We start from the raw sequence: 18,522 nt of genomic DNA on the forward strand, positions 1-18,522 counted from the left end.
GAGTATAGTATAAATATATTAATTTTAATAATTTACTCGAATATAAATACTAAGTTAAATTACGATAACCAAGATAAAATAGAGAAAAAGTTTTTAAAAAGAATTATATCATTATTTATGGTATCTAGACTTATTATGGTTACATTATTTATATTTATAGGTAAAGTTAATAGTTACTATATAATTAGATTTATCTCAAATATATCTATTTACTATTTATATAGGTATATTTTTCATGTAAATATAAAAACACCATATATAGAGCTAAATAATATTAATAAAGAGTTAAATAATAAAACTGAATTATTAAACTATAAAAACAAAAGATTAATATCAGAAATGAAGAAAACACAAAAGTTGAAAAATAACTTAAAGTTAAAAGATAAAAAATTAAGAGATACATTAAATAAGGCGATGAATCCAACTATTATTTTTACAAATTCTAAAGAAGTAATGTATGCTAATGAATATGTATTTTCTGAGTTTAAATTTACGAAGAATTGTAGCTTAGAGGTCAATATAAAAAATAAATTTGATGAATATAATTATTTTATAAAATGCATAGATTATGTTTTATCAAACAAGAAAGAAACTAGATGTATAATGAAAAGTAATGATAATGAATATTATAAAGTTATATTTACTCCTTTTTTGATTAATGAAAAAAGTGAAGGTTGTTTATGTATATTTATTAATAGTACAAAAGAAATTGAATTTGAGAAAGAAATAATATATACAAACTTAGGATATGAGAATTTCTTAGAAAGTATTAGTGAAGGAATTATTATTCTAAAAGGAAATAATATACTTTATTCAAATAGACATGTAATAATATTTTAAAAGATAAATTATATATAATCGATTTTTCTATAAATAGAGAAAAGAATATAAGAGAAGAAAAATATATTATAGATGGAAAAGAAGTTTATATTGAAATGCTTTACTCCACATACAATAAAGATAAAACTAGCATAGTTATTAGAGATATTACTAAGAGAAAAATGGCAGAAGAAAGATTAAAAAGAAGAAAAGAATCATACTCGCTTTTAATAGATACACTCCCAGATGGTATTTGCTTATTAGATGAGAATCTCCAGACTATTTACTTAAATAAACCTATGTTAAAAATGATAGATATGAATAAGAAAAGTGGATTTGATAACTATGGTATAAAAGAAATAATAAAGCTTACATCAGATGAAGAAAATATATTTTTTAAAAAATTGAAATCTGTAATACAAAATAATAAGTCAATGTTATTTTTAAATAAACAAATTTTATCGAAAACTTTAGGAAATATAGAGGTTGAAATAAATGCATTACCATTCTCAATAGATGGTAATAGTAGATATGTTATGTTAATAATAAAGGATTTAACAGATAAAAGAATAGGCGAGTTAGTTGAAAAAGAATTATATGAAAAGATTGAGATTGATAAGGTAAAGACTGAATTTTTTACTAATATGTCTCATGAATTAAAAACACCATTAAATGTTATCTTTAGTTCAAATCAATTACTAGAATCTGTTTATAAAAGTGGAAAAGTGAATGACTATAATGAAAATATAAATAATCATATAGAATTAGTTAAAAAAAATTCATATAGATTACAAAGGTTAATAAATAACATAATTGATTTGACTAAGCTCGAGTCAGGATTTTATAAGTTAAATTTATCTAAAACTAATATAATTAACTTAGTAGAAGATTTATTCATGAAAATAGAACGATTCGCACAAATAAAAAATATAAATTTAGTTTTTGACACAGAATCAGAGGAAATAAATATGATTATAGATGAAAGTGAAATAGAAAGAGTTATGCTTAATTTATTATCTAACTGTATTAAGTTTACTCCTGAAAATGAAACAATAAGTATGAATATTTATGAGTTTGATAGTTCTATTGCCATAAGTATAAGAAATAGTGGTGTAGGAATACCTAAAGATAAATTAAAAATAATATTTGATGAATTTTCTCAAGTTGATGAAACTCTTTCTAGAAACACTGAAGGCAGTGGAATAGGATTATCTATTGTAAAAAAAATAATAGAGTTACATAATGGGTCTATAACTGTAGATAGTGAAGAAAATGAGTTTACTGAGTTTACTATTGTATTAAATAAATATGAGTTTAATGATAAAGAAATTAAGGAAAATAAAGCTATATATAATATAGATGAAAAAATAAATATAGAGTTTTCAGATATATATTATTAATAAAGGACATGGAGAGTATAGATGGAGAGAATATATAATCGGGAGAAGCAAACATCTGTGTTTTTAGAGATGTTTAGTATAATAGTTCTTGCTTTACTTATCTATATAAGTTATACGAATAAACAATTATATGGAATATCTGTTATTATATCAAGGTTAACATTAACGATACTTATAGTAACATTTATTATAGGATTTGATTCTTTTAAATTAACATATACTAACTTTATAGGTATAACCTATATTATTTCTAATGCTATATATATATTCAGTTTGTTAGCATTTGGAAATTCAAGATATTTATCAGAATCAGTTATAATAGTAATGTTTTAGAGTCGGTTACTATTTTTATTGTTATTAGTAACATTTATAAGAAACCGACAATGAGTAAAAAAAAATCAGTAGAAACTTTTTTATTATATTTATTTTTATCAGTAATTATGTATTTTATGATTAATTACAGTGATAGTTTAGTTGAGTTTTATGATATTAAATTAGATATATTTAGTACAACCATATTAATTAATTTGATTTTACTATTTATAAGTATTAAAAAGGTTTTTTTACATATAAAAAATAACAATGATTTCTCAGACACTAGAAAATTAAAGCTCATAGGAAATATTATATGTCTAAAAATAGTTTATTTTGTAGGTGTATTTATTTTATCAAAAACTAGTATAAATACTAATAATATATATGTCTTAATAGAAGGTATTAATATTTTAGAAACATATTTAGTTTATAAAATAACAGTAGATTCAAATCTAATTAATCCATATATAATGAAAATTGAGATTAATGAAGATCTTCAAGAAAAGAATCGAAATCAACAGCTTATTGCTAAAAAATTAAATGATATATTAAATGATCAAAATGAAATAAAAACAGAAATAAATTATAAGAATGATTTATTTTATAAATTATTTTCTTCAACTCCAAATGGATGGGTAGTATTTAATGAGAATAAAGAAATAATGTATTTTAATGAATCACTAAAAAATATGTGCTCATATGAAAAATATAAAGATATAAATAAGGCTTTGAAATGTTTTATAAAAGATTATGATAAATTCATAAAAGCTATGTATGATATTAGTGAAGATAATTATAATGAATCTGTAGAAATTGAAATTCAATCAACGACAAAAGATTATTATAGATGTATATATTCTAAGTATAAAGAATCAAATGAAATAGTTTGTATATTAGTAAATATATCAAGTGAAAAAAAAATATGTTAAATAACTTGATTGAACTAAAATTAGAGTATGAGGAATTAATAAGAAACATAAAAAGTCCAATTGTCATTAGATGAAAAATAATAAATATGTTAATTATAGTAAGTCATATGAAGATATTATACTTAAATATAAAGTATATGATGAAGATATTGAGTATTTTAATAAGGTTATAAATATAAATTATAACGCTAGTAATAATGATGAATTATATGATAATGGAGTATTTAGATATAGAAGTATTGATTTAGATGGTAATATAATATGGCTAGAATGTAGTACAACTATATATTATGAACGTAATAAAAAATATAGAGTTGTTAGTTATAGTGATATTACATATTATGTAAAATCAAGAGAAATAATAAATCAAAGTAAAAATATATATCAAGCGTTATTAGATGGAATACCAGAAGCAATATATTTAGAAGATATAGAAACTAACAAATATGTATATATAAATAAAAAGTTTAAAGAAATGTTTAGTATAGATAAAGATGATTTAATTGATGAGGACTTAGGTATTTGTAGAGAGACTCTTATGAGTGTTCATACTGATTATGATAAAGTAGTTAAAGAAAATATTGACCAAGTTAGAAAAGGTAAAGGTAGTGATTATGTTAATATTAAATATTTAGATAAGAATAATAATATAATAGATACACAAGTTGCTAGTATACCTTTTAATATTGATAAGAAAACATTCAAACTTACTATAATTAAGGATATGAATGATATAAGAAAATTAGAATCTTTGAGGAAGAGAATAATTGAAAGTGAACAAAGAGATAGTATAAAAATGAAATTTTTTATAAATATGTCTCATGAATTAAAAACACCTTTAAATCTTATATTTACAAGTGCTCAGCTTATGGAAAACCTATATAACAAAAATAAAATATATGACTTTAATGGCAATGTAAGGAAACATATTGACTTAACTATACAAAATAGTTATAGATTAATAAAGATAATAAATGACTTAATTGATTTTACTAAAATGGAGTCAGGATTTTATAAGTTAAGAGTTGAGAATAAAAACATTGTTACATTAGTAGAAGATATAACTATGTCAGTTGTAAATTACGCAAGTAATAATGGATTGAATATAGTTTTTGATACAGACGTAGAAGATTTAGTTATGCCAGTAGATGTAAATGCTATTGAAAGAATAGTTCTTAATATATTATCTAATGCTATTAAATTTACCAATCCTGGTGGAGATATATATGTTAATATTACTCATGAAGATTCAATAGTAAGAATAATAATAGAAGATACTGGGATAGGAATACCTAAAGATAAATTAAGCTATATATTTGAGAGATTTAATGAGATTAATAAAGGATACATCGGTAATGTATATGGAAGTGGAATTGGACTATCGATGGTTAAATCGATGGTTAACTTACTTGGTGGAGATATAGAAGTTGAAAGTGAAATTAATATTGGAACCAAATTCACTATAACATTGAATATAAATGCTTTAGAGTTAGATAAAGATTACGTTAAAGGAGAATTTAATGATATATCTAATGTTGAAAGATTAACAATAGGAATGACTGATGTTTATAAATAAAATAAAAAAAGATAAAGATTTATTTAATCTTTATCTTTTTTTATTTTATAATTTTAAAGCTTGTATCAGTAAGATTAAAATTATTAGCTATATTTGAAGTTAAATATATTTCCTTGTTTTTAGTTATAAAAATGGCATCAACGTTATCTATGCTTTCAATAAAATTTAATCCTTTTGAAAGTCCTAATCCAAATGTAGAGGTAGACAAAGCATCGCAAATAATAGATTTATCAGAGATTATAGTTACACTACTAATCTCATTATCAAAAGGGTATCCAGAGGATGGATCCAAAATATGATGATATATTTTCCCATCATCTTCAATATATCTTTCGTAAATACCAGATGTAACTATGGATTTATTTGAAACTTTAATAGTTCCAATAGAGTTGCCTCTAGATGTAGTTGGATCTTGTATTCCAATTGTGAAAGAATCTTTATTATCTTTATATCCTAGAGTATATATATTACCTCCTAGATTTATAATAGCGCTTTTAATATTATTTTCTTTTAAAAAGTTAACAATAATATCAGCAGCATATCCTTTTGCAATAGCACCTAAATCGATTTTCATATTGTTTTTATTAAGCTTTACAGAGTTAGTGGATTTATCTAAAATTATATTTTTATAATTAATAAGATTTAAAGTTTCATTTATCTCATTTAGTGATGGAACTCTTGCATTATCAGTTCCAATTCCCCATAAATCAGATAAAGGACCTATAGTAGCATCAAATACTCCATCTGAAATTTTAGAATAATTAATAGCTTCTTCTATTACAAAAAATGTGTCATCAGAAACCCTTACATAGTTATTACCTGCATTTTTATTAATTTTAGAAACATCACTTCCAGGTATTGTATCACTCATTTTATTTTCTATATCTTTTAAAATAGCATTACAACTATCAAGCAGTTTTTCGCTTTTATATTTTCCTAAGCCAAATATGGTTATTTCATTTACTGTTCCTAAATAATAGTATGTTCTAGTGTATTGATTTTCAGATGTATAAGTATTAAGAAAATAAATTGAGATTATAAAAAAAAATGTAATAGATATTAAGGTAAAATTTTTTCTATTCATATATGATTCCCCCGAAAAAGTATGTTATATTTAATTATAACATAATCTTCCAGGAGGGGAAAAATGAAAAGGAAAGATATTTTTTTAGTTATTAGTGCTGTATTTATGATTATTGCTTTATTTATAGTAAATAATATTATAAACAAAGCGAAATTAGATGCCATAGAAATATATGTTAATAATGAAATATATAAAACTATATCTATTAATAGTGAGGAAGATTTGGATGTAAGGGTGGGAGATAATTATAATCACATAAAAGTGCATGATGGAGGAGTAGAGATAGTAGAAGCATCATGTAAAGATAAAGTATGTGTACATAGTGGATTTATAAATAAGCCAAGTGAAAGAATTGTATGTATGCCAAATAAAGTTGTGATTAAAATAAAAACTAGTAGAGATAAAAATAATAAAGAAGATATTATCTCTAAATAATAAATTTAGATAAGTAGGTGCAATTATGGTAAACTTAAATAATGATTGGGAAAAACTATTAAAAGATGAGTTTAACAAGGATTATTATCTTAAATTAAGGAAGTTTCTTACAGATGAGTATAAAAATAATTTAATTTTTCCTAATATAGACAATATATTTGAAGCTTTAAAGCATACTTCATATAAAGATACTAAAGTTTTAATATTAGGCCAAGATCCTTATCATGGAGAAGGTCAAGCCCATGGGTTAGCTTTTTCTGTACAACCATCAGTAAAAATACCTCCATCATTATTAAATATGTACAAGGAATTAAGAGATGATTTAGGTTGTTATATACCTAATAATGGATACTTGATGCCTTGGGCAGATCAAGGTGTATTGTTATTAAATACAGCATTGACTGTTAGAGCTCATGAAGCTAATTCTCATAAAAATAAGGGGTGGGAAATTTTTACAGATGAAATAATTAAAATTTTGAATAAAAGAGAAGATCCAGTTATATTTGTACTATGGGGTGCAAATGCTAGAAAGAAAAAAAATTTTATTGATGAAAAAAGACATTATATATTAGAAGCTCCTCATCCTAGTCCGCTATCAGCAAGTAGAGGCTTTTTTGGATGTAAACATTTTTCAAAAATAAATGAGTTATTAATTAATATAGGAAAAAAACCTATAGATTGGCAAATACCAAATATATAAATTTAATAGAAAAAGTAACAAAAAAGTAACTTAAGCGAAATATGCTTTAATAGTTGAAAAAACTACAAAGGCATATTTCGCTTTTTTTGTCAAGTTGACAAAAAGTATCAAAATAGTTACAATTTATTTATCGATGACATGAATAAGATACGAAAATAATAAAAATTCAGTCAAAATATAATAAATAATTTTTAATAAAGATAATCTAGGAGGAAAAATTATGAATTTAAAAAATAATAAAATAATAAAAACTGCATTTCTGACCGGTATTATATCGGTAACGATATTAGGAGGATATTCAGTATTAAACAAAGAAATAACTTTAGTTGTGAATGGAGAAGAAAGAAAAATATCTACATTCAAATCAAATGTAGAAGAACTTTTAGATGCGGAAAATATAAAATATGATAAGAATGATATAATAAGTCAAAAGCTTGATACAAAGTTAAATGATGGCATGAAAGTAGAAGTGATTGATGTTATAGAAGAAGTAGTAAAAGAAAGTAAATCTGTACCATATGAAATTACTGTTATAGAGGATAATAATTTATTAAAGGGGGAAACTAAGGTTGAGGAAGAAGGTAAAACTGGAGAAAATGAATTAGTTTATAAAATAGTTTATCATAATGGTAAACAAGTTGAAAAAACATTTTTAGAAGAAGTTGTTTCTTCTGAGCCTACAAATAAAGTAATAAAGAAGGGTACTAAGGTAGAAGAAATTCAAGTAGCTTCATCAAGAGGAGAGAGTACAAGACAAAATACAAAACATACAAATACTGTAAGTTCAACATCGAGCAATCAAAGCTCTAATGGAAAGTATATGTCAGTTGTAGCTACAGCATATACAGGTCATGGAATTACTGCTACGGGTACAACGCCTAAATGGGGGACTATAGCTGTAGATCCAAGTATAATACCTTATGGAACTAAAGTTTATATACCTCAATTTAATAAGACATTTATAGCTGAAGACTGTGGAGGAGCTATAAAAGGAAATAAGATAGATATATATATGAATAATGAGGATTCTGTATATAATTGGGGAAGAAAAACTATCGATATATATATTGTAAATTAAAGAGATAATAAAACAAGAAAAGTTGATATATTGATAAATATTTAGTAGTATGATATTATAAATTTATCAATATAATTTGGGGGTGGATGGTTTCTGGTTTTCCCTCTATTCTTAAAAACTAGTATGAGGATTTAATAGCTTCTTAGGTGGGTTCGTTTCCCACGCATTCCCGCCAATAAAAAAAGAACTCTAATTTAGAGTTCTTTTTTTATTGAAAAACATTCTATTTCAGGGCACCATTCAAAAATTTCTTTTTTTGTATCTTTCTTATTCTCTATAAATTCATAAGAATTCGTTAAATTTAGAAATATACCATTATATAAAGTTAATGTATTTACACAAAGTATTCTAGGAAAGTCACCTTCTAGATAATCAATAGATGATGTTTCTACTTCTTTTAATATATCATTATTATCACAATTAGAATTTTTTATTATTTTTTCCATATAAATATTCTTTTTAAATACAGATATATAACTTTTATTTTTCTTAAAAAATATCTCTAAAAACTCTCTTTTAGTAAAGTTCGTTGATGAAGACGAGTCAGTCTGCTCTACTGCAATAAAATCTTTATAATAATATAAATTTATTACGGTAGATACGTTATCTATAATACCGTCAATTACATAATTGTTATTGCTTGTAGGGGTATACAGAACAATAAAAGAACTTTGTTGAGGTAAAGATAATATATATGCCATATTATTAGTAGTACTATTAGGTATATTATCAATGACTTCAATATTTATTAAATCCGCATAAGGTATAAGATTATCTTTATTAGTATCTTTTAAAATTTTAACTATTAAAGTATAATTATCATTATTGTATTTAAAAATATTGTTAGAATTTAAAGTACTTATATTATTAAAAGCATATATAGTGGGTATTTTTACACTTAAAGCAATAAAAAGTGACAATAATAGTACAATTATAAAATTTTTCAATTAAACCCTCCTTTTATATAGTTTTGGATTTAATTGAAAAATATATTCTACATTAAAAATAAAATAAATAGTTAGAGGAGTAATATTAATTATGGAAAAAAACTTTACAACAAGAACTTCACTTATTATAGGTGAAGAAGGTATAGAAAAATTAAAAAAATCAAACGTTATAGTGTTTGGAGTTGGAGGAGTAGGTAGTTTTGCTGCTGAAGCTATAGCTAGAGCTGGAGTTGGTAATTTAACAATTGTAGATTTCGATGAAGTTGATATAACTAATATAAATAGACAATTACCAGCACTTCACTCTACAGTAGGAAAGAGTAAGGTAGAAGTTATGAGAGATAGAATTTTAGACATAAATCCAGATATAAATTTAAAGGCTGTAAAAAATTTATATAATGCTGAAACAAGTGACGAAATTCTTTGTGAAGAGTATGACTATGTAGTAGATGCAATAGATATGGTTACATCTAAAATAAAGCTAATAGAAACATGTAAAGAAAAAGGACTTAATATAATTAGTTCTATGGGAATGGGTAATAAATTAGATCCAACTAAAATAGAAGTTACAGATATACATAAAACGCATACATGTCCATTAGCAAAAGTTATTAGAAAAGAATTAAGAGATAGAAAAATTAAGAAACTTAAGGTAGTATATTCTACAGAGCAGCCTATAGAATTAAAAACTAAAATAATGCATGGGAAAAAAATAACTCCAGGAAGTATATCTTTTGTTCCTTCAGTAGGGGGACTAATTATAGCATCTGTAGTGGTTAATGATTTAATTAAGTAATAAAATAAAAGGCTACTCTCTATTTTGAGATAGCCTATTTTAATTTTTATATTTATGTTTTGTGAAAATAGTATTTCCATCGCTATAAAAAATCATATCTCCATTTATATCAGTTCGATATGTAATAATGTTTTTATTATTTAAAGTATCTAATGTTGATTTGTGTGGGTGACCATACTGATTTTTATAGCCACAAGAAATTACAGCTACATCAGGACTTACCTCACTTATAAATTCTGGTGAAGATGATGAGCTACTTCCATGGTGAGCTACTTTTAAAAAGTCAATGTTTTCTAAGTTAAAGGAATTTATCATATCATCCTCATTACTTTTTTCACAGTCACCTGTAAATAAAAATGATTTATTTTTATAATTTAAACTTAATACAATAGAGTTTAAGTTATTATCTTCTTGTATATAAGATGGGCTAAGAACTAATATTTCAGTATCTTCATCGAGTGTTATGGAATCATTTTTATATAAGAAATTTGGAATTATGTCTTTATTTGAGCAACTGTTTATAAGGTTTTTATAGCAAGCAGTGTCAGTACTTTGATTTGGCATATAAATATTTGAAACATTGTATTTTTCAATAACATAGTCTAAGCTTCCTATATGATCTGAATCTGGATGAGTAGCTATTGCAATATCTAGTGAAGTTATTTTTTCCTTCTTTAGATAGCTTTTTATTATATGTTCACTATTTTCATCTCCAGCATCAATTAAAATTTTTTTATTTGATGGTGTTTGTATTAGAATGCTATCACCTTGACCTACATCTATAATGTGAATTTCAAGCATATCTTTTTTGTCACAGCTAGATAAAAGTGTTATTATAATAATTATTAGTAAAATTTTGCAAGAACTATATATAAAACCACCTCATTCATTACATGTTTATAAAAATATAAGATGGGTAATATAAACATGTAAAAGATATATTACTATTTATTTTTAACTAATAAGTATTAGTTAATACAAAAATTGAAGAATATAGGTTATTTATATATAATTTGATAAATGCATTATATAAAAATTAGGAGGATTTTATGATTTTAAGAAATATAGATATGTGCTTAAAGGAAGAAGAGCTCATAATATTTAAAGATATTGATATAGATGCTAAGGAGAAATTACAGCCATATTTTGATATGGTTGACTATGAAGCATGTGAGTACTGCTTTGCAACTTTATATATGTGGCAACACCTTTATAAAACGGGATATTATATAGGGAATGGATTTGCTGTGTTAGTAGGAGAATATGAAGGTGATACATTCTCAATATTACCTCTTGCTCCTAAAGAGAAACTTCCAGAAGTTATAGATTTTGTACTTGATTATTTTAAAAAAATAGAAAAAAAATTATATTTCAGAGGAATAACTAAAGAAATAGTAGATGATCTAAAAGAATATTATCCCGGTCAGTTTGAATATATAGAAGAGCGTGACTTATTTGATTATGTATACGATGCTGAAAGTATGAGAACATTAGCTGGTAGAAAGAATCAAAAAAAGAGAAATCATATAAATTATTTTTTAAAAGAGTATGAAGGTAGATTTGAATATAAACTACTTGATAAAGAGGATTTTGATGCTTGTTTAGAATTAGTAAAAAAATGGGCAGATAATAAAGAAGAAAATAATGAATATGATGAAGGTATGGATGATGAACTTTTAGGAATTAAAAAAATCTTTAATGATTATGAAATATTAAAATCAAATGTAAAGATTGGAGGGATTTATATAGACGGAAATTTAGAGGCATTTACTATAGGTGAGCTTATAAACCCAAATATGGCATTAATTCATATAGAAAAAGCTAACCCAGATATAAGGGGATTATATCCATTTATAAATCAACGATTCTTAGTTAATGAATTTAGTGATGTTGAATTTGTAAATAGGGAAGAAGATTTAGGGATACCAGGATTAAGAAAAGCTAAACTTTCATATCATCCAGTTAGATTTGTTGAAAAGTATACAGTCAAGGAGGCATAATCTATGGATATTAGATTTGCTAAGGAGAATGAAAAAAATAATATAAGGGAAATTTGGGACTATTGCTTTAATGATGGTCCTAAATTTACTGATTTTTATTTTAAAAATAAATATAATAAAAATAATACTGTTGTAGTAGATGAGGATGGAGAAATTGTTTCATCATTACAATTAAATCAATACAAGATTAAACTTAATGATAAGTTTTATGATACATCTTATATAGTTGGGGTATCGACTTTTCCTCAAGTAAGGGGGAAAGGATATATGAAAAATATTATGGACTTTACATTAAAAGAGCTATATAAAAAAAATCAAATGGTATCGATTTTAATGCCAATAGATTATAGATTATATAGAAAGTACGGATATGAACATTGTTATGATCAAATTGAATATAATATAGATATAGAATCTCTAAAGTCTTTTAAAAATAGTGGATCTATGAAAAAAGCTACATTATATGATATAAATGACCTTAAAGAAATATATGATTTTTTCTTGAAAGATGTAAATGGAAATGTAAAGAGAACTAAAGAATACTTTGAAAAGTTATTTGAAGAAGTTGAAAGTGAAGATGGATACATATATATATATAAGGAAGAAGAGTGTGAAGGATATATTATATATTTTATAAATGATGACAATATGTTTGTACGAGAACTATTTTATAAAAATATAGAGTCTTTAAAATCTATGTTAAAGTTTGTATATAATCATAATACTCAGTGTAAAACAGTTACTATATCTGCACCTGTAAATGATAAAATAAGATATATATTAGATAATCCTAGAACTTCTACCATAAAAATAAAACCATTTATGATGGGAAGAGTTATAAATGTAAAAAAATATTTAGAAAACTTATCTATTGATAGTGATGTAGAGGGGAGTATAAATATTTTTATCAAAGATGATTATATAGATGAAAATAACGGCATATTTAAACTTACACTTAAAAATAAAATTTTGTGTGTAGAAAAAGGTAATTTTGATTATGATATTAAATTTGATATAAACACAATTACTCAGTTAGTTTTTTCATACATAGATATAGAAGAAGCATTTTATTAAATAATATTGAGCCTAATGATAAAAGTAAACAAATTTTAAGAGCATTATTTACAAAGAATAACAATTATATAAACGAATATATATAAAAAGTACCGCAAGGTACTTTTTTATGTTTTAAAAGAACTAAATGTGATGATAATAAAAAATAAAAGTTTAGGAGAATAGATGAGAAGACCTTTACTAGTTATATTTAGTGTTTTGTTATTAATGACATATATTTATACCAACACAAGAGCATATAATGGATATGATAATGATAAAGAAGTTATTATAAAGGGGACTGTTAATGATAAAATTGAGAAGGACAAATATAATGAATACATAGTAGGAAAATTTTTAATTAAAGATTATACTAAAAGAAAAAATTTGAAGATGGGCAATAATGTAAGTATAAAAGGAACATATAAAAATTTAGATGATATGAAATTTGAAAATTACGACTATGGATTATATGTAAAAAGCATAGGATATAAAGGTATAATATATATTAAGAGTTATGACATAATAGATAATAATATTATATATTTATACATTGGAAATCTTAAAAGTTATATAAAAGATGTATTTAGATATTTGTACAAGGAAAAATCTGATTTTTTGAACTCTATAGTTATAGGTAAGAAGGATTATCTAAGTAATGATGAAAAAGATTTATTCTCAAGAACTGGAACTAGTCATCTTATAGCCATATCAGGACTGCACACAGGAATTTTGTGTAGTATAATAGCATTTATTATAAATGGAATAAATAGACCGTATAAACTTATTATTCTATCAATATTTATGTTTTTTTATTTTATAATGGTAGGATCATCGCCATCTATAATAAGATCGGTACTATCTATGATAATATTATATTTATCGGTGTTTTTAAATAAGAAAAGAGATGGTATATCAACTTTATCATTAATAGGTGTATTTTTAATAGTAAACAATCCATTTATTATATATAATATAAGTTTCCAATTGAGTTTTCTTGCCACATTGTCTATAATATACTTCTATGGTTATATTAAAGATATATTTAATAGTAGTATATTATCTATAACTATATCTGCAAATATATTAACATTACCTATAATATATTATAATTTCAGAGGGATACCAGTTTTTTCTTTAGTAAGTAATATAATAATTATGCCCTTCATAGGAGTTATAATGTATTTAAGTATTATAAGTATAATTATATTTAAAATAAATTTGTGGGCATCTAAATTTGTAGCCTATTTTAACAGAATAATTATAGAATGTATATATTATTTGTTATATAAGATAAGTAATGTAAATTTTGCTTATATTGAAATAAATAATCCAAAGATTCAATATGTAATTATATATTATATAATGATAACTTTGTATATGACTTATAAGGAACTAAAGATTATGAAGGAGCAAGAAAATGAATTACAAGGATATTATAAAAAGTGTTAACAATAGAGAATTTAAAAATATATATCTTTTTTACGGTAGAGAATTTTATCTTATAGAGAACTCGTTAAATGTATTTAAAAATACTTTAAATGAAAGTATGATAGATTTTAACCTAGATGTTATAGATGGTAAAGAAATCATATTAGATCAAGTTATAAGTTCTATTGAAACTCTTCCTTTTATGGATGATAGGAAAATTGTTATAATAAAGGATTTTGAATTATTAAAAGGAAAGAAAAAAAATTTTACCGATAGCGATGAAAAATACTTGATAGACCACTTAGATAATATACCTGAAAGTACTATTTTAGTTTTTGCTGTATATGGAGATATAGATAAGAGAAAAAACATAGTAAAAAAAATAAGTAAGAATGGGATTGTATGTAATTGCGACAAGTTATCGGATATGGACTTGTTTAAGTGGGTAAAAAAGAAGTTTGAATCACAAGAGGTTATAATAGATAATGCTCAGATTATGTACTTTATCGATTCAGAAGGTTATAGAGATAAAAGTAGTGAAAAAACTTTATCTGATTTAAATAATGAAATAAATAAGATAAGCTCCTTTGTAGGTAAGAGTAATGTAGTTACGAATGAAATTATAGATAAATTATCTCGGAAGAAAGTAGAAAATGATATTTTTAAATTAATTGATTATATAGGTGAAAAGAATTCTACACAATCTATAAGAATATTGAATGATATGATACAAGAAGGTGAATCTGTACTTGGTATATTTGCTATGATTGCTAAACAGTTTAGGGTGGTTATGCAAGTTAGGCAGCTTCAAACAGAAGGATATACAAGTAAAGTTATATCTGAAAAGTTAAAGTTACATCAATTTGTAGTCGGAAAAGCACTAAAGCAAGCTTTAAACTTCTCTGACGATATGATAATAGATATGTTAAATTATATACTAGAAAGTGATTATAAAATAAAAAATGGACTGATTAAAGATACATTAGCTATTGAGATACTTATAAGTAAGTATTGTCAAAGAAAAATAAGCTAATATATATAATAAAAAAACCTTAAAGTAATATTACTTTAAGGTTTTTTAGTAAAAAGAATTTTATTAAGCGAATTGAATTAAATCGAATAAAAAACCCCTGATATTTATCAAGGGTTAAATCTATAAAGTTATAAACAGAGAATTAAGCGTTCATTCCGTTTAACTTTTGAGCTAACTTAGCTATTTTTCTAGCAGCAGCGTTCTTGTGTATAGTTCCTTTAGATGCAACTTGAGATATTCTCTTTTGAGCATATTGGAATCTTTGAGTAGCTTCTTCTTTATTTCCTGCCATTACAGCTTCTTCGAATCTTCTTATAGCAGTTTTTAATTGAGATTTTCTAGCTCTGTTTAAAGCAGTTTTCTTCTCGATAACTTTTATTCTTTTCTTAGCTGATTTTATGTTTGCCATGTGAGTTCACCCCCTCATACATTTTTTATTATATTCGTCGTCAACATATTAGATTTTAACAGAAATAAATCTAAAAATCAAGGATAATTTATTCATAATCTTATTTTTATAATATCTTGTTGCTTTTGACTTTTAAGATTATAACCTATATAAAAATAATTTACAACATATAATTTAATTATACTCACTTTTACAAAAATATAATTTTTGTTATAAAATACTAAAATTTGTTAACACTTATAAATATCATTCAATAAATACTGGAGGTTAACATGTTTAAAATAAGAACGGACTTAGCATTAGAAGCAAAAGAAGTATACGCACAAGAACAAGAAACAAATGAGCTCCCTGGAGTAAATGTTGAAACTAAGGAATTAGAGAATTGTACAGTCACTAAGGTTGACGTTATAGATGAACAAGGTTCTATGATAATGAATAAAGGTATAGGAACTTATATAACTTTAGAAAGTAATTTAATGAAATATGATGATGATGATTCAAGAGAAGAAATTATAAATTACTTGAAAGATGAATTAATAGGTATATTTGGAGACGACAAAACTAAAAAAACTTTAATAATTGGTTTGGGAAATTGGAATATAACTTCTGATGCATTGGGACCTAAAAGTGTATCTAAAACTTTAGTTACTAGGCATATATTTAAAAATTACAATAAAGATTATGATGATGACTTTACTGAAGTTGCTGCACTTAGTCCAGGAGTTATGGGAATCACAGGAATAGAGACGAGTGAAACTGTAAAAGCAATTGTAGATACAATTAAACCAGATAGAGTAGTGGCAATAGATGCATTAGCTTCAAGAAAAATGGAGAGAGTAAATGCTACTATACAAATATCAACAGCAGGTATATCTCCAGGAGGAGGAGTGGGAAATAAGAGGAAAGCTCTAAATAAGGAGTATTTAGGAGTAGATGTTATAGCTATAGGGGTACCAACTGTAGTAGATGCAGCTACATTAACGAATGATGTTTTAGATATGGCTATTGATAATCTAATGAATGAATCTAGAGAGTCAGAAGGATTTTATAATATGTTAAAGAAATTAAAAGAAGAAGAAAAATATCAATTAATAAAAGATTCATTAGAACCATATGATAAAAACTTAATTGTAACACCTAAAGATATCGATGAAACTATAGAAAACTTATCAATAATAATAAGTGAAGGTTTAAATAGATCATTACACCCAGGAAGGATAAGTAAATAAGGAGGAATAATAATGGAAAAAAAACGCATTAAGGCAAAATTATTGGCCTGTGTGTTAATTTGTATCTTACCAACAACTACATTCGCTATGGATAAAGATGATTTTTTTAGATATTTAATAGATTCTTCTTATCCAGAAACTGATACAAATCAAGAAAAAGACTCAGCAATTAAAAATGAAGAAGAAAGTGAAGAAAGCGAAGATTATATAAAAGTTCACATAGGTGAAGAAAATATACCAACTCTAAATGCTGGTAGTGAAGAAACTAAAAAAGAGAGCGCAATAGCTCTTTCGACTCAATATAAAGATAATATAAGAGTTACAAGTTCAAACCCTAGAATATTAATATACCATACTCATAGTGCTGAAACTTACTCAAACTCACCTGATGGAAATTATCATTCACAAGATATAGAGAATTCTGTAATGCAAGTAGGTAGTTTGTTAACTACTGAATTGAGTAATAAGGGGTGGGGTGTAGTTCATACAACAAAATACCATGACTATCCATCATACAACAACTCGTACTCAAGTAGCTTAAGTACAATAAAAACATTACTTTCACAATATAATACTGTGGATATAGCTATAGATCTACATAGAGATGCATCTGCTGAGGTAAATGAAGAGTCTAATAAAAATTACACAACTACTATAAATGGAGAAAAAGTAGCTCAGTTTTGTTTTGTAGTAGGTATGAAAAATGAAAACATAGATGAAGTAATGAAAACAGCAACAGATCTTACTAATTTAGCAAATGAAAAGTATCCAGGTATAGCTAAAGCAGTAGTAGAGAAACCATATGGTAGATTTAATCAATATGTAGCTGATAAAGGCATCTTAATTGAAGTTGGAAGTAATGCAACTAGTATAGAAGAAGCGAGTGCTAGCGTTAAATATATAGCAGATGTATTAGATTCCTATTTTAAATAAGTTTTAAATTTAGGAGCTTATAATGAGTCGTTTAGAAAAAAATATAGAGAGAAGATATAAAAAGCAAAGAAAAAGATTTATACTAAAGTTAGTATTTATCGCAACAATGACAGTTTTAACTAGTATATGTTTAGTTATAGTATATGATAATGCTAATACTATGTTAGGTAATTCTACATTTATAGATGCTAGTACAGAGATATTAGAAAGTTTAGGTATATATATAAAAAATCAAATTAGTAGCTTTAAATGATATTACTTTTAAAATTTGTAAATAAAAGAAATAAAATAGGACTTAAGTTGATACTTAAGTCTTATTTTATTTCTTTTATTTACATAAATGCGGATATATTAT

At 24.5% G+C, this 18,522-nt stretch carries 19 protein-coding genes, 1 tRNA gene and 1 pseudogene; 17 read left to right on the forward strand and 4 right to left on the reverse strand.

Annotated features, from left to right (window positions below):
• The 5 genes and pseudogenes from EIH23_RS15265 to EIH23_RS15285 all read left to right on the forward strand — a co-directional run.
• Nucleotides 1–840 (forward strand): annotated as a pseudogene (locus EIH23_RS15265) (hypothetical protein); the annotation flags it as partial.
• A gap of 95 nt (nucleotides 841–935) precedes the next feature.
• The gene (locus tag EIH23_RS15270) at nucleotides 936–2,219 is read left to right on the forward strand and encodes a PAS domain-containing sensor histidine kinase (protein WP_122641283.1); all 1,284 of its coding nucleotides are present in this window, start codon (nucleotides 936–938) and stop codon (nucleotides 2,217–2,219) included.
• Nucleotides 2,220–2,240: 21 nt separating this feature from the next.
• Entirely contained in the window at nucleotides 2,241–2,552 is a 312-nt protein-coding gene (locus EIH23_RS15275) for a hypothetical protein (RefSeq protein ID WP_122641284.1), read from the forward strand.
• 50 nt (nucleotides 2,553–2,602) lie between these two features.
• Nucleotides 2,603–3,463 (forward strand): hypothetical protein, encoded by an 861-nt coding sequence (locus tag EIH23_RS15280; protein ID WP_122641285.1) that lies wholly within the window; start codon nucleotides 2,603–2,605, stop codon nucleotides 3,461–3,463.
• 70 nt (nucleotides 3,464–3,533) lie between these two features.
• On the forward strand, nucleotides 3,534–5,039 hold the full coding sequence (locus tag EIH23_RS15285) for a PAS domain-containing sensor histidine kinase (protein ID WP_122641286.1): 1,506 nt from the start codon (nucleotides 3,534–3,536) through the stop codon (nucleotides 5,037–5,039).
• A gap of 40 nt (nucleotides 5,040–5,079) precedes the next feature.
• Here the strand turns inward: EIH23_RS15285 and EIH23_RS15290 are convergent, their stop codons facing one another.
• A complete protein-coding gene (locus EIH23_RS15290; protein ID WP_122641287.1) occupies nucleotides 5,080–6,123 on the reverse strand; it encodes an FAD:protein FMN transferase in 1,044 nt (347 codons plus the stop codon).
• Between the two features lie 63 nt (nucleotides 6,124–6,186).
• Here EIH23_RS15290 and EIH23_RS15295 point away from each other — a divergent pair, with 63 nt between their 5' ends.
• From EIH23_RS15295 to EIH23_RS16410, 4 genes are all read left to right on the forward strand, one after another.
• Nucleotides 6,187–6,558 carry a NusG domain II-containing protein gene (locus tag EIH23_RS15295; protein WP_122641288.1) on the forward strand — a complete coding sequence of 124 codons (372 nt, stop codon included), beginning with the start codon at nucleotides 6,187–6,189 and terminating at the stop codon, nucleotides 6,556–6,558.
• 25 nt (nucleotides 6,559–6,583) lie between these two features.
• Nucleotides 6,584–7,258: a uracil-DNA glycosylase gene (locus EIH23_RS15300; protein WP_122641289.1), complete on the forward strand. Its 675-nt coding sequence runs from the start codon at nucleotides 6,584–6,586 to the stop codon at nucleotides 7,256–7,258.
• 220 nt (nucleotides 7,259–7,478) lie between these two features.
• Nucleotides 7,479–8,336, forward strand: coding sequence for a 3D domain-containing protein (locus EIH23_RS15305; protein ID WP_122641290.1), 858 nt, complete (start codon nucleotides 7,479–7,481; stop codon nucleotides 8,334–8,336).
• A 78-nt stretch (nucleotides 8,337–8,414) separates the two neighbouring features.
• Nucleotides 8,415–8,511, forward strand: a tRNA-OTHER gene (locus EIH23_RS16410).
• Between the two features lie 19 nt (nucleotides 8,512–8,530).
• Here EIH23_RS16410 and EIH23_RS15310 read toward each other — a convergent pair.
• The gene (locus EIH23_RS15310; protein WP_122641291.1) at nucleotides 8,531–9,283 is read right to left on the reverse strand and encodes a hypothetical protein; all 753 of its coding nucleotides are present in this window, start codon (nucleotides 9,281–9,283) and stop codon (nucleotides 8,531–8,533) included.
• Nucleotides 9,284–9,374: 91 nt separating this feature from the next.
• On the opposite strand from EIH23_RS15310, the gene EIH23_RS15315 reads away from it, so the two are divergent.
• Nucleotides 9,375–10,079, forward strand: coding sequence for a tRNA threonylcarbamoyladenosine dehydratase (locus EIH23_RS15315; protein WP_122641292.1), 705 nt, complete (start codon nucleotides 9,375–9,377; stop codon nucleotides 10,077–10,079).
• A 39-nt stretch (nucleotides 10,080–10,118) separates the two neighbouring features.
• Here EIH23_RS15315 and EIH23_RS15320 read toward each other — a convergent pair whose 3' ends face one another.
• On the reverse strand, nucleotides 10,119–10,880 hold the full coding sequence (locus tag EIH23_RS15320) for a ComEC/Rec2 family competence protein (RefSeq protein ID WP_122641293.1): 762 nt from the start codon (nucleotides 10,878–10,880) through the stop codon (nucleotides 10,119–10,121).
• Nucleotides 10,881–11,173: 293 nt separating this feature from the next.
• Here EIH23_RS15320 and EIH23_RS15325 point away from each other — a divergent pair, with 293 nt between their 5' ends.
• The 4 genes from EIH23_RS15325 (at nucleotide 11,174) to holA (ending at nucleotide 15,596) form a co-directional block, all read left to right on the forward strand.
• Entirely contained in the window at nucleotides 11,174–12,079 is a 906-nt protein-coding gene (locus EIH23_RS15325; RefSeq protein ID WP_122641312.1) for a DUF2156 domain-containing protein, read from the forward strand.
• A 3-nt stretch (nucleotides 12,080–12,082) separates the two neighbouring features.
• Nucleotides 12,083–13,153, forward strand: coding sequence for a GNAT family N-acetyltransferase (locus EIH23_RS15330; RefSeq protein ID WP_243113425.1), 1,071 nt, complete (start codon nucleotides 12,083–12,085; stop codon nucleotides 13,151–13,153).
• Nucleotides 13,154–13,318: 165 nt separating this feature from the next.
• Entirely contained in the window at nucleotides 13,319–14,584 is a 1,266-nt protein-coding gene (locus EIH23_RS15335; protein ID WP_122641294.1) for a ComEC/Rec2 family competence protein, read from the forward strand.
• Nucleotides 14,553–15,596, forward strand: a complete 1,044-nt coding sequence (holA, locus tag EIH23_RS15340) for a DNA polymerase III subunit delta (RefSeq protein WP_122641295.1) — start codon at nucleotides 14,553–14,555, stop codon at nucleotides 15,594–15,596. The genes EIH23_RS15335 and holA overlap by 32 nt, the downstream gene beginning before the upstream one ends.
• Nucleotides 15,597–15,738: 142 nt before the next feature.
• Here the strand turns inward: holA and rpsT are convergent, their stop codons facing one another.
• Nucleotides 15,739–16,005 carry a 30S ribosomal protein S20 gene (gene rpsT / locus EIH23_RS15345; RefSeq protein ID WP_122641296.1) on the reverse strand — a complete coding sequence of 89 codons (267 nt, stop codon included), beginning with the start codon at nucleotides 16,003–16,005 and terminating at the stop codon, nucleotides 15,739–15,741.
• A 272-nt stretch (nucleotides 16,006–16,277) separates the two neighbouring features.
• Here rpsT and gpr point away from each other — a divergent pair, with 272 nt between their 5' ends.
• The 3 genes from gpr to EIH23_RS15360 are packed head-to-tail and all read left to right on the forward strand — an operon-like array spanning nucleotide 16,278 to nucleotide 18,420.
• Nucleotides 16,278–17,234: a GPR endopeptidase gene (gpr, locus tag EIH23_RS15350; RefSeq protein ID WP_122641297.1), complete on the forward strand. Its 957-nt coding sequence runs from the start codon at nucleotides 16,278–16,280 to the stop codon at nucleotides 17,232–17,234.
• Between the two features lie 12 nt (nucleotides 17,235–17,246).
• On the forward strand, nucleotides 17,247–18,167 hold the full coding sequence (gene spoIIP, locus EIH23_RS15355) for a stage II sporulation protein P (RefSeq protein WP_122641298.1): 921 nt from the start codon (nucleotides 17,247–17,249) through the stop codon (nucleotides 18,165–18,167).
• A 22-nt stretch (nucleotides 18,168–18,189) separates the two neighbouring features.
• Nucleotides 18,190–18,420 (forward strand): hypothetical protein, encoded by a 231-nt coding sequence (locus EIH23_RS15360; protein WP_122641299.1) that lies wholly within the window; start codon nucleotides 18,190–18,192, stop codon nucleotides 18,418–18,420.
• Nucleotides 18,421–18,522: the final 102 nt, after the last annotated feature.

Source organism: Romboutsia sp. Marseille-P6047 (assembly GCF_900604535.1).
Lineage (GTDB): Bacteria > Bacillota > Clostridia > Peptostreptococcales > Peptostreptococcaceae > Romboutsia_E.

What these genes read in the sequence shown, in the direction of transcription:
- EIH23_RS15270 (WP_122641283.1), top strand. Translation starts at nt 936, where the DNA reads ATGCTTTACTCCACATACAATAAAGATAAAACTAGCATAGTTATTAGA.
- EIH23_RS15275 (WP_122641284.1), top strand. Translation starts at nt 2,241, where the DNA reads ATGGAGAGAATATATAATCGGGAGAAGCAAACATCTGTGTTTTTAGAG.
- EIH23_RS15280 (WP_122641285.1), top strand. Translation starts at nt 2,603, where the DNA reads ATGAGTAAAAAAAAATCAGTAGAAACTTTTTTATTATATTTATTTTTA.
- EIH23_RS15285 (WP_122641286.1), top strand. Translation starts at nt 3,534, where the DNA reads ATGAAAAATAATAAATATGTTAATTATAGTAAGTCATATGAAGATATT.
- EIH23_RS15290 (WP_122641287.1), bottom strand. Translation starts at nt 6,123, where the DNA reads ATGAATAGAAAAAATTTTACCTTAATATCTATTACATTTTTTTTTATA.
- EIH23_RS15295 (WP_122641288.1), top strand. Translation starts at nt 6,187, where the DNA reads ATGAAAAGGAAAGATATTTTTTTAGTTATTAGTGCTGTATTTATGATT.
- EIH23_RS15300 (WP_122641289.1), top strand. Translation starts at nt 6,584, where the DNA reads ATGGTAAACTTAAATAATGATTGGGAAAAACTATTAAAAGATGAGTTT.
- EIH23_RS15305 (WP_122641290.1), top strand. Translation starts at nt 7,479, where the DNA reads ATGAATTTAAAAAATAATAAAATAATAAAAACTGCATTTCTGACCGGT.
- EIH23_RS15315 (WP_122641292.1), top strand. Translation starts at nt 9,375, where the DNA reads ATGGAAAAAAACTTTACAACAAGAACTTCACTTATTATAGGTGAAGAA.
- EIH23_RS15320 (WP_122641293.1), bottom strand. Translation starts at nt 10,880, where the DNA reads ATGCTTGAAATTCACATTATAGATGTAGGTCAAGGTGATAGCATTCTA.
- EIH23_RS15330 (WP_243113425.1), top strand. Translation starts at nt 12,083, where the DNA reads ATGGATATTAGATTTGCTAAGGAGAATGAAAAAAATAATATAAGGGAA.
- EIH23_RS15335 (WP_122641294.1), top strand. Translation starts at nt 13,319, where the DNA reads ATGAGAAGACCTTTACTAGTTATATTTAGTGTTTTGTTATTAATGACA.
- holA (WP_122641295.1), top strand. Translation starts at nt 14,553, where the DNA reads ATGAATTACAAGGATATTATAAAAAGTGTTAACAATAGAGAATTTAAA.
- rpsT (WP_122641296.1), bottom strand. Translation starts at nt 16,005, where the DNA reads ATGGCAAACATAAAATCAGCTAAGAAAAGAATAAAAGTTATCGAGAAG.
- gpr (WP_122641297.1), top strand. Translation starts at nt 16,278, where the DNA reads ATGTTTAAAATAAGAACGGACTTAGCATTAGAAGCAAAAGAAGTATAC.
- spoIIP (WP_122641298.1), top strand. Translation starts at nt 17,247, where the DNA reads ATGGAAAAAAAACGCATTAAGGCAAAATTATTGGCCTGTGTGTTAATT.
- EIH23_RS15360 (WP_122641299.1), top strand. Translation starts at nt 18,190, where the DNA reads ATGAGTCGTTTAGAAAAAAATATAGAGAGAAGATATAAAAAGCAAAGA.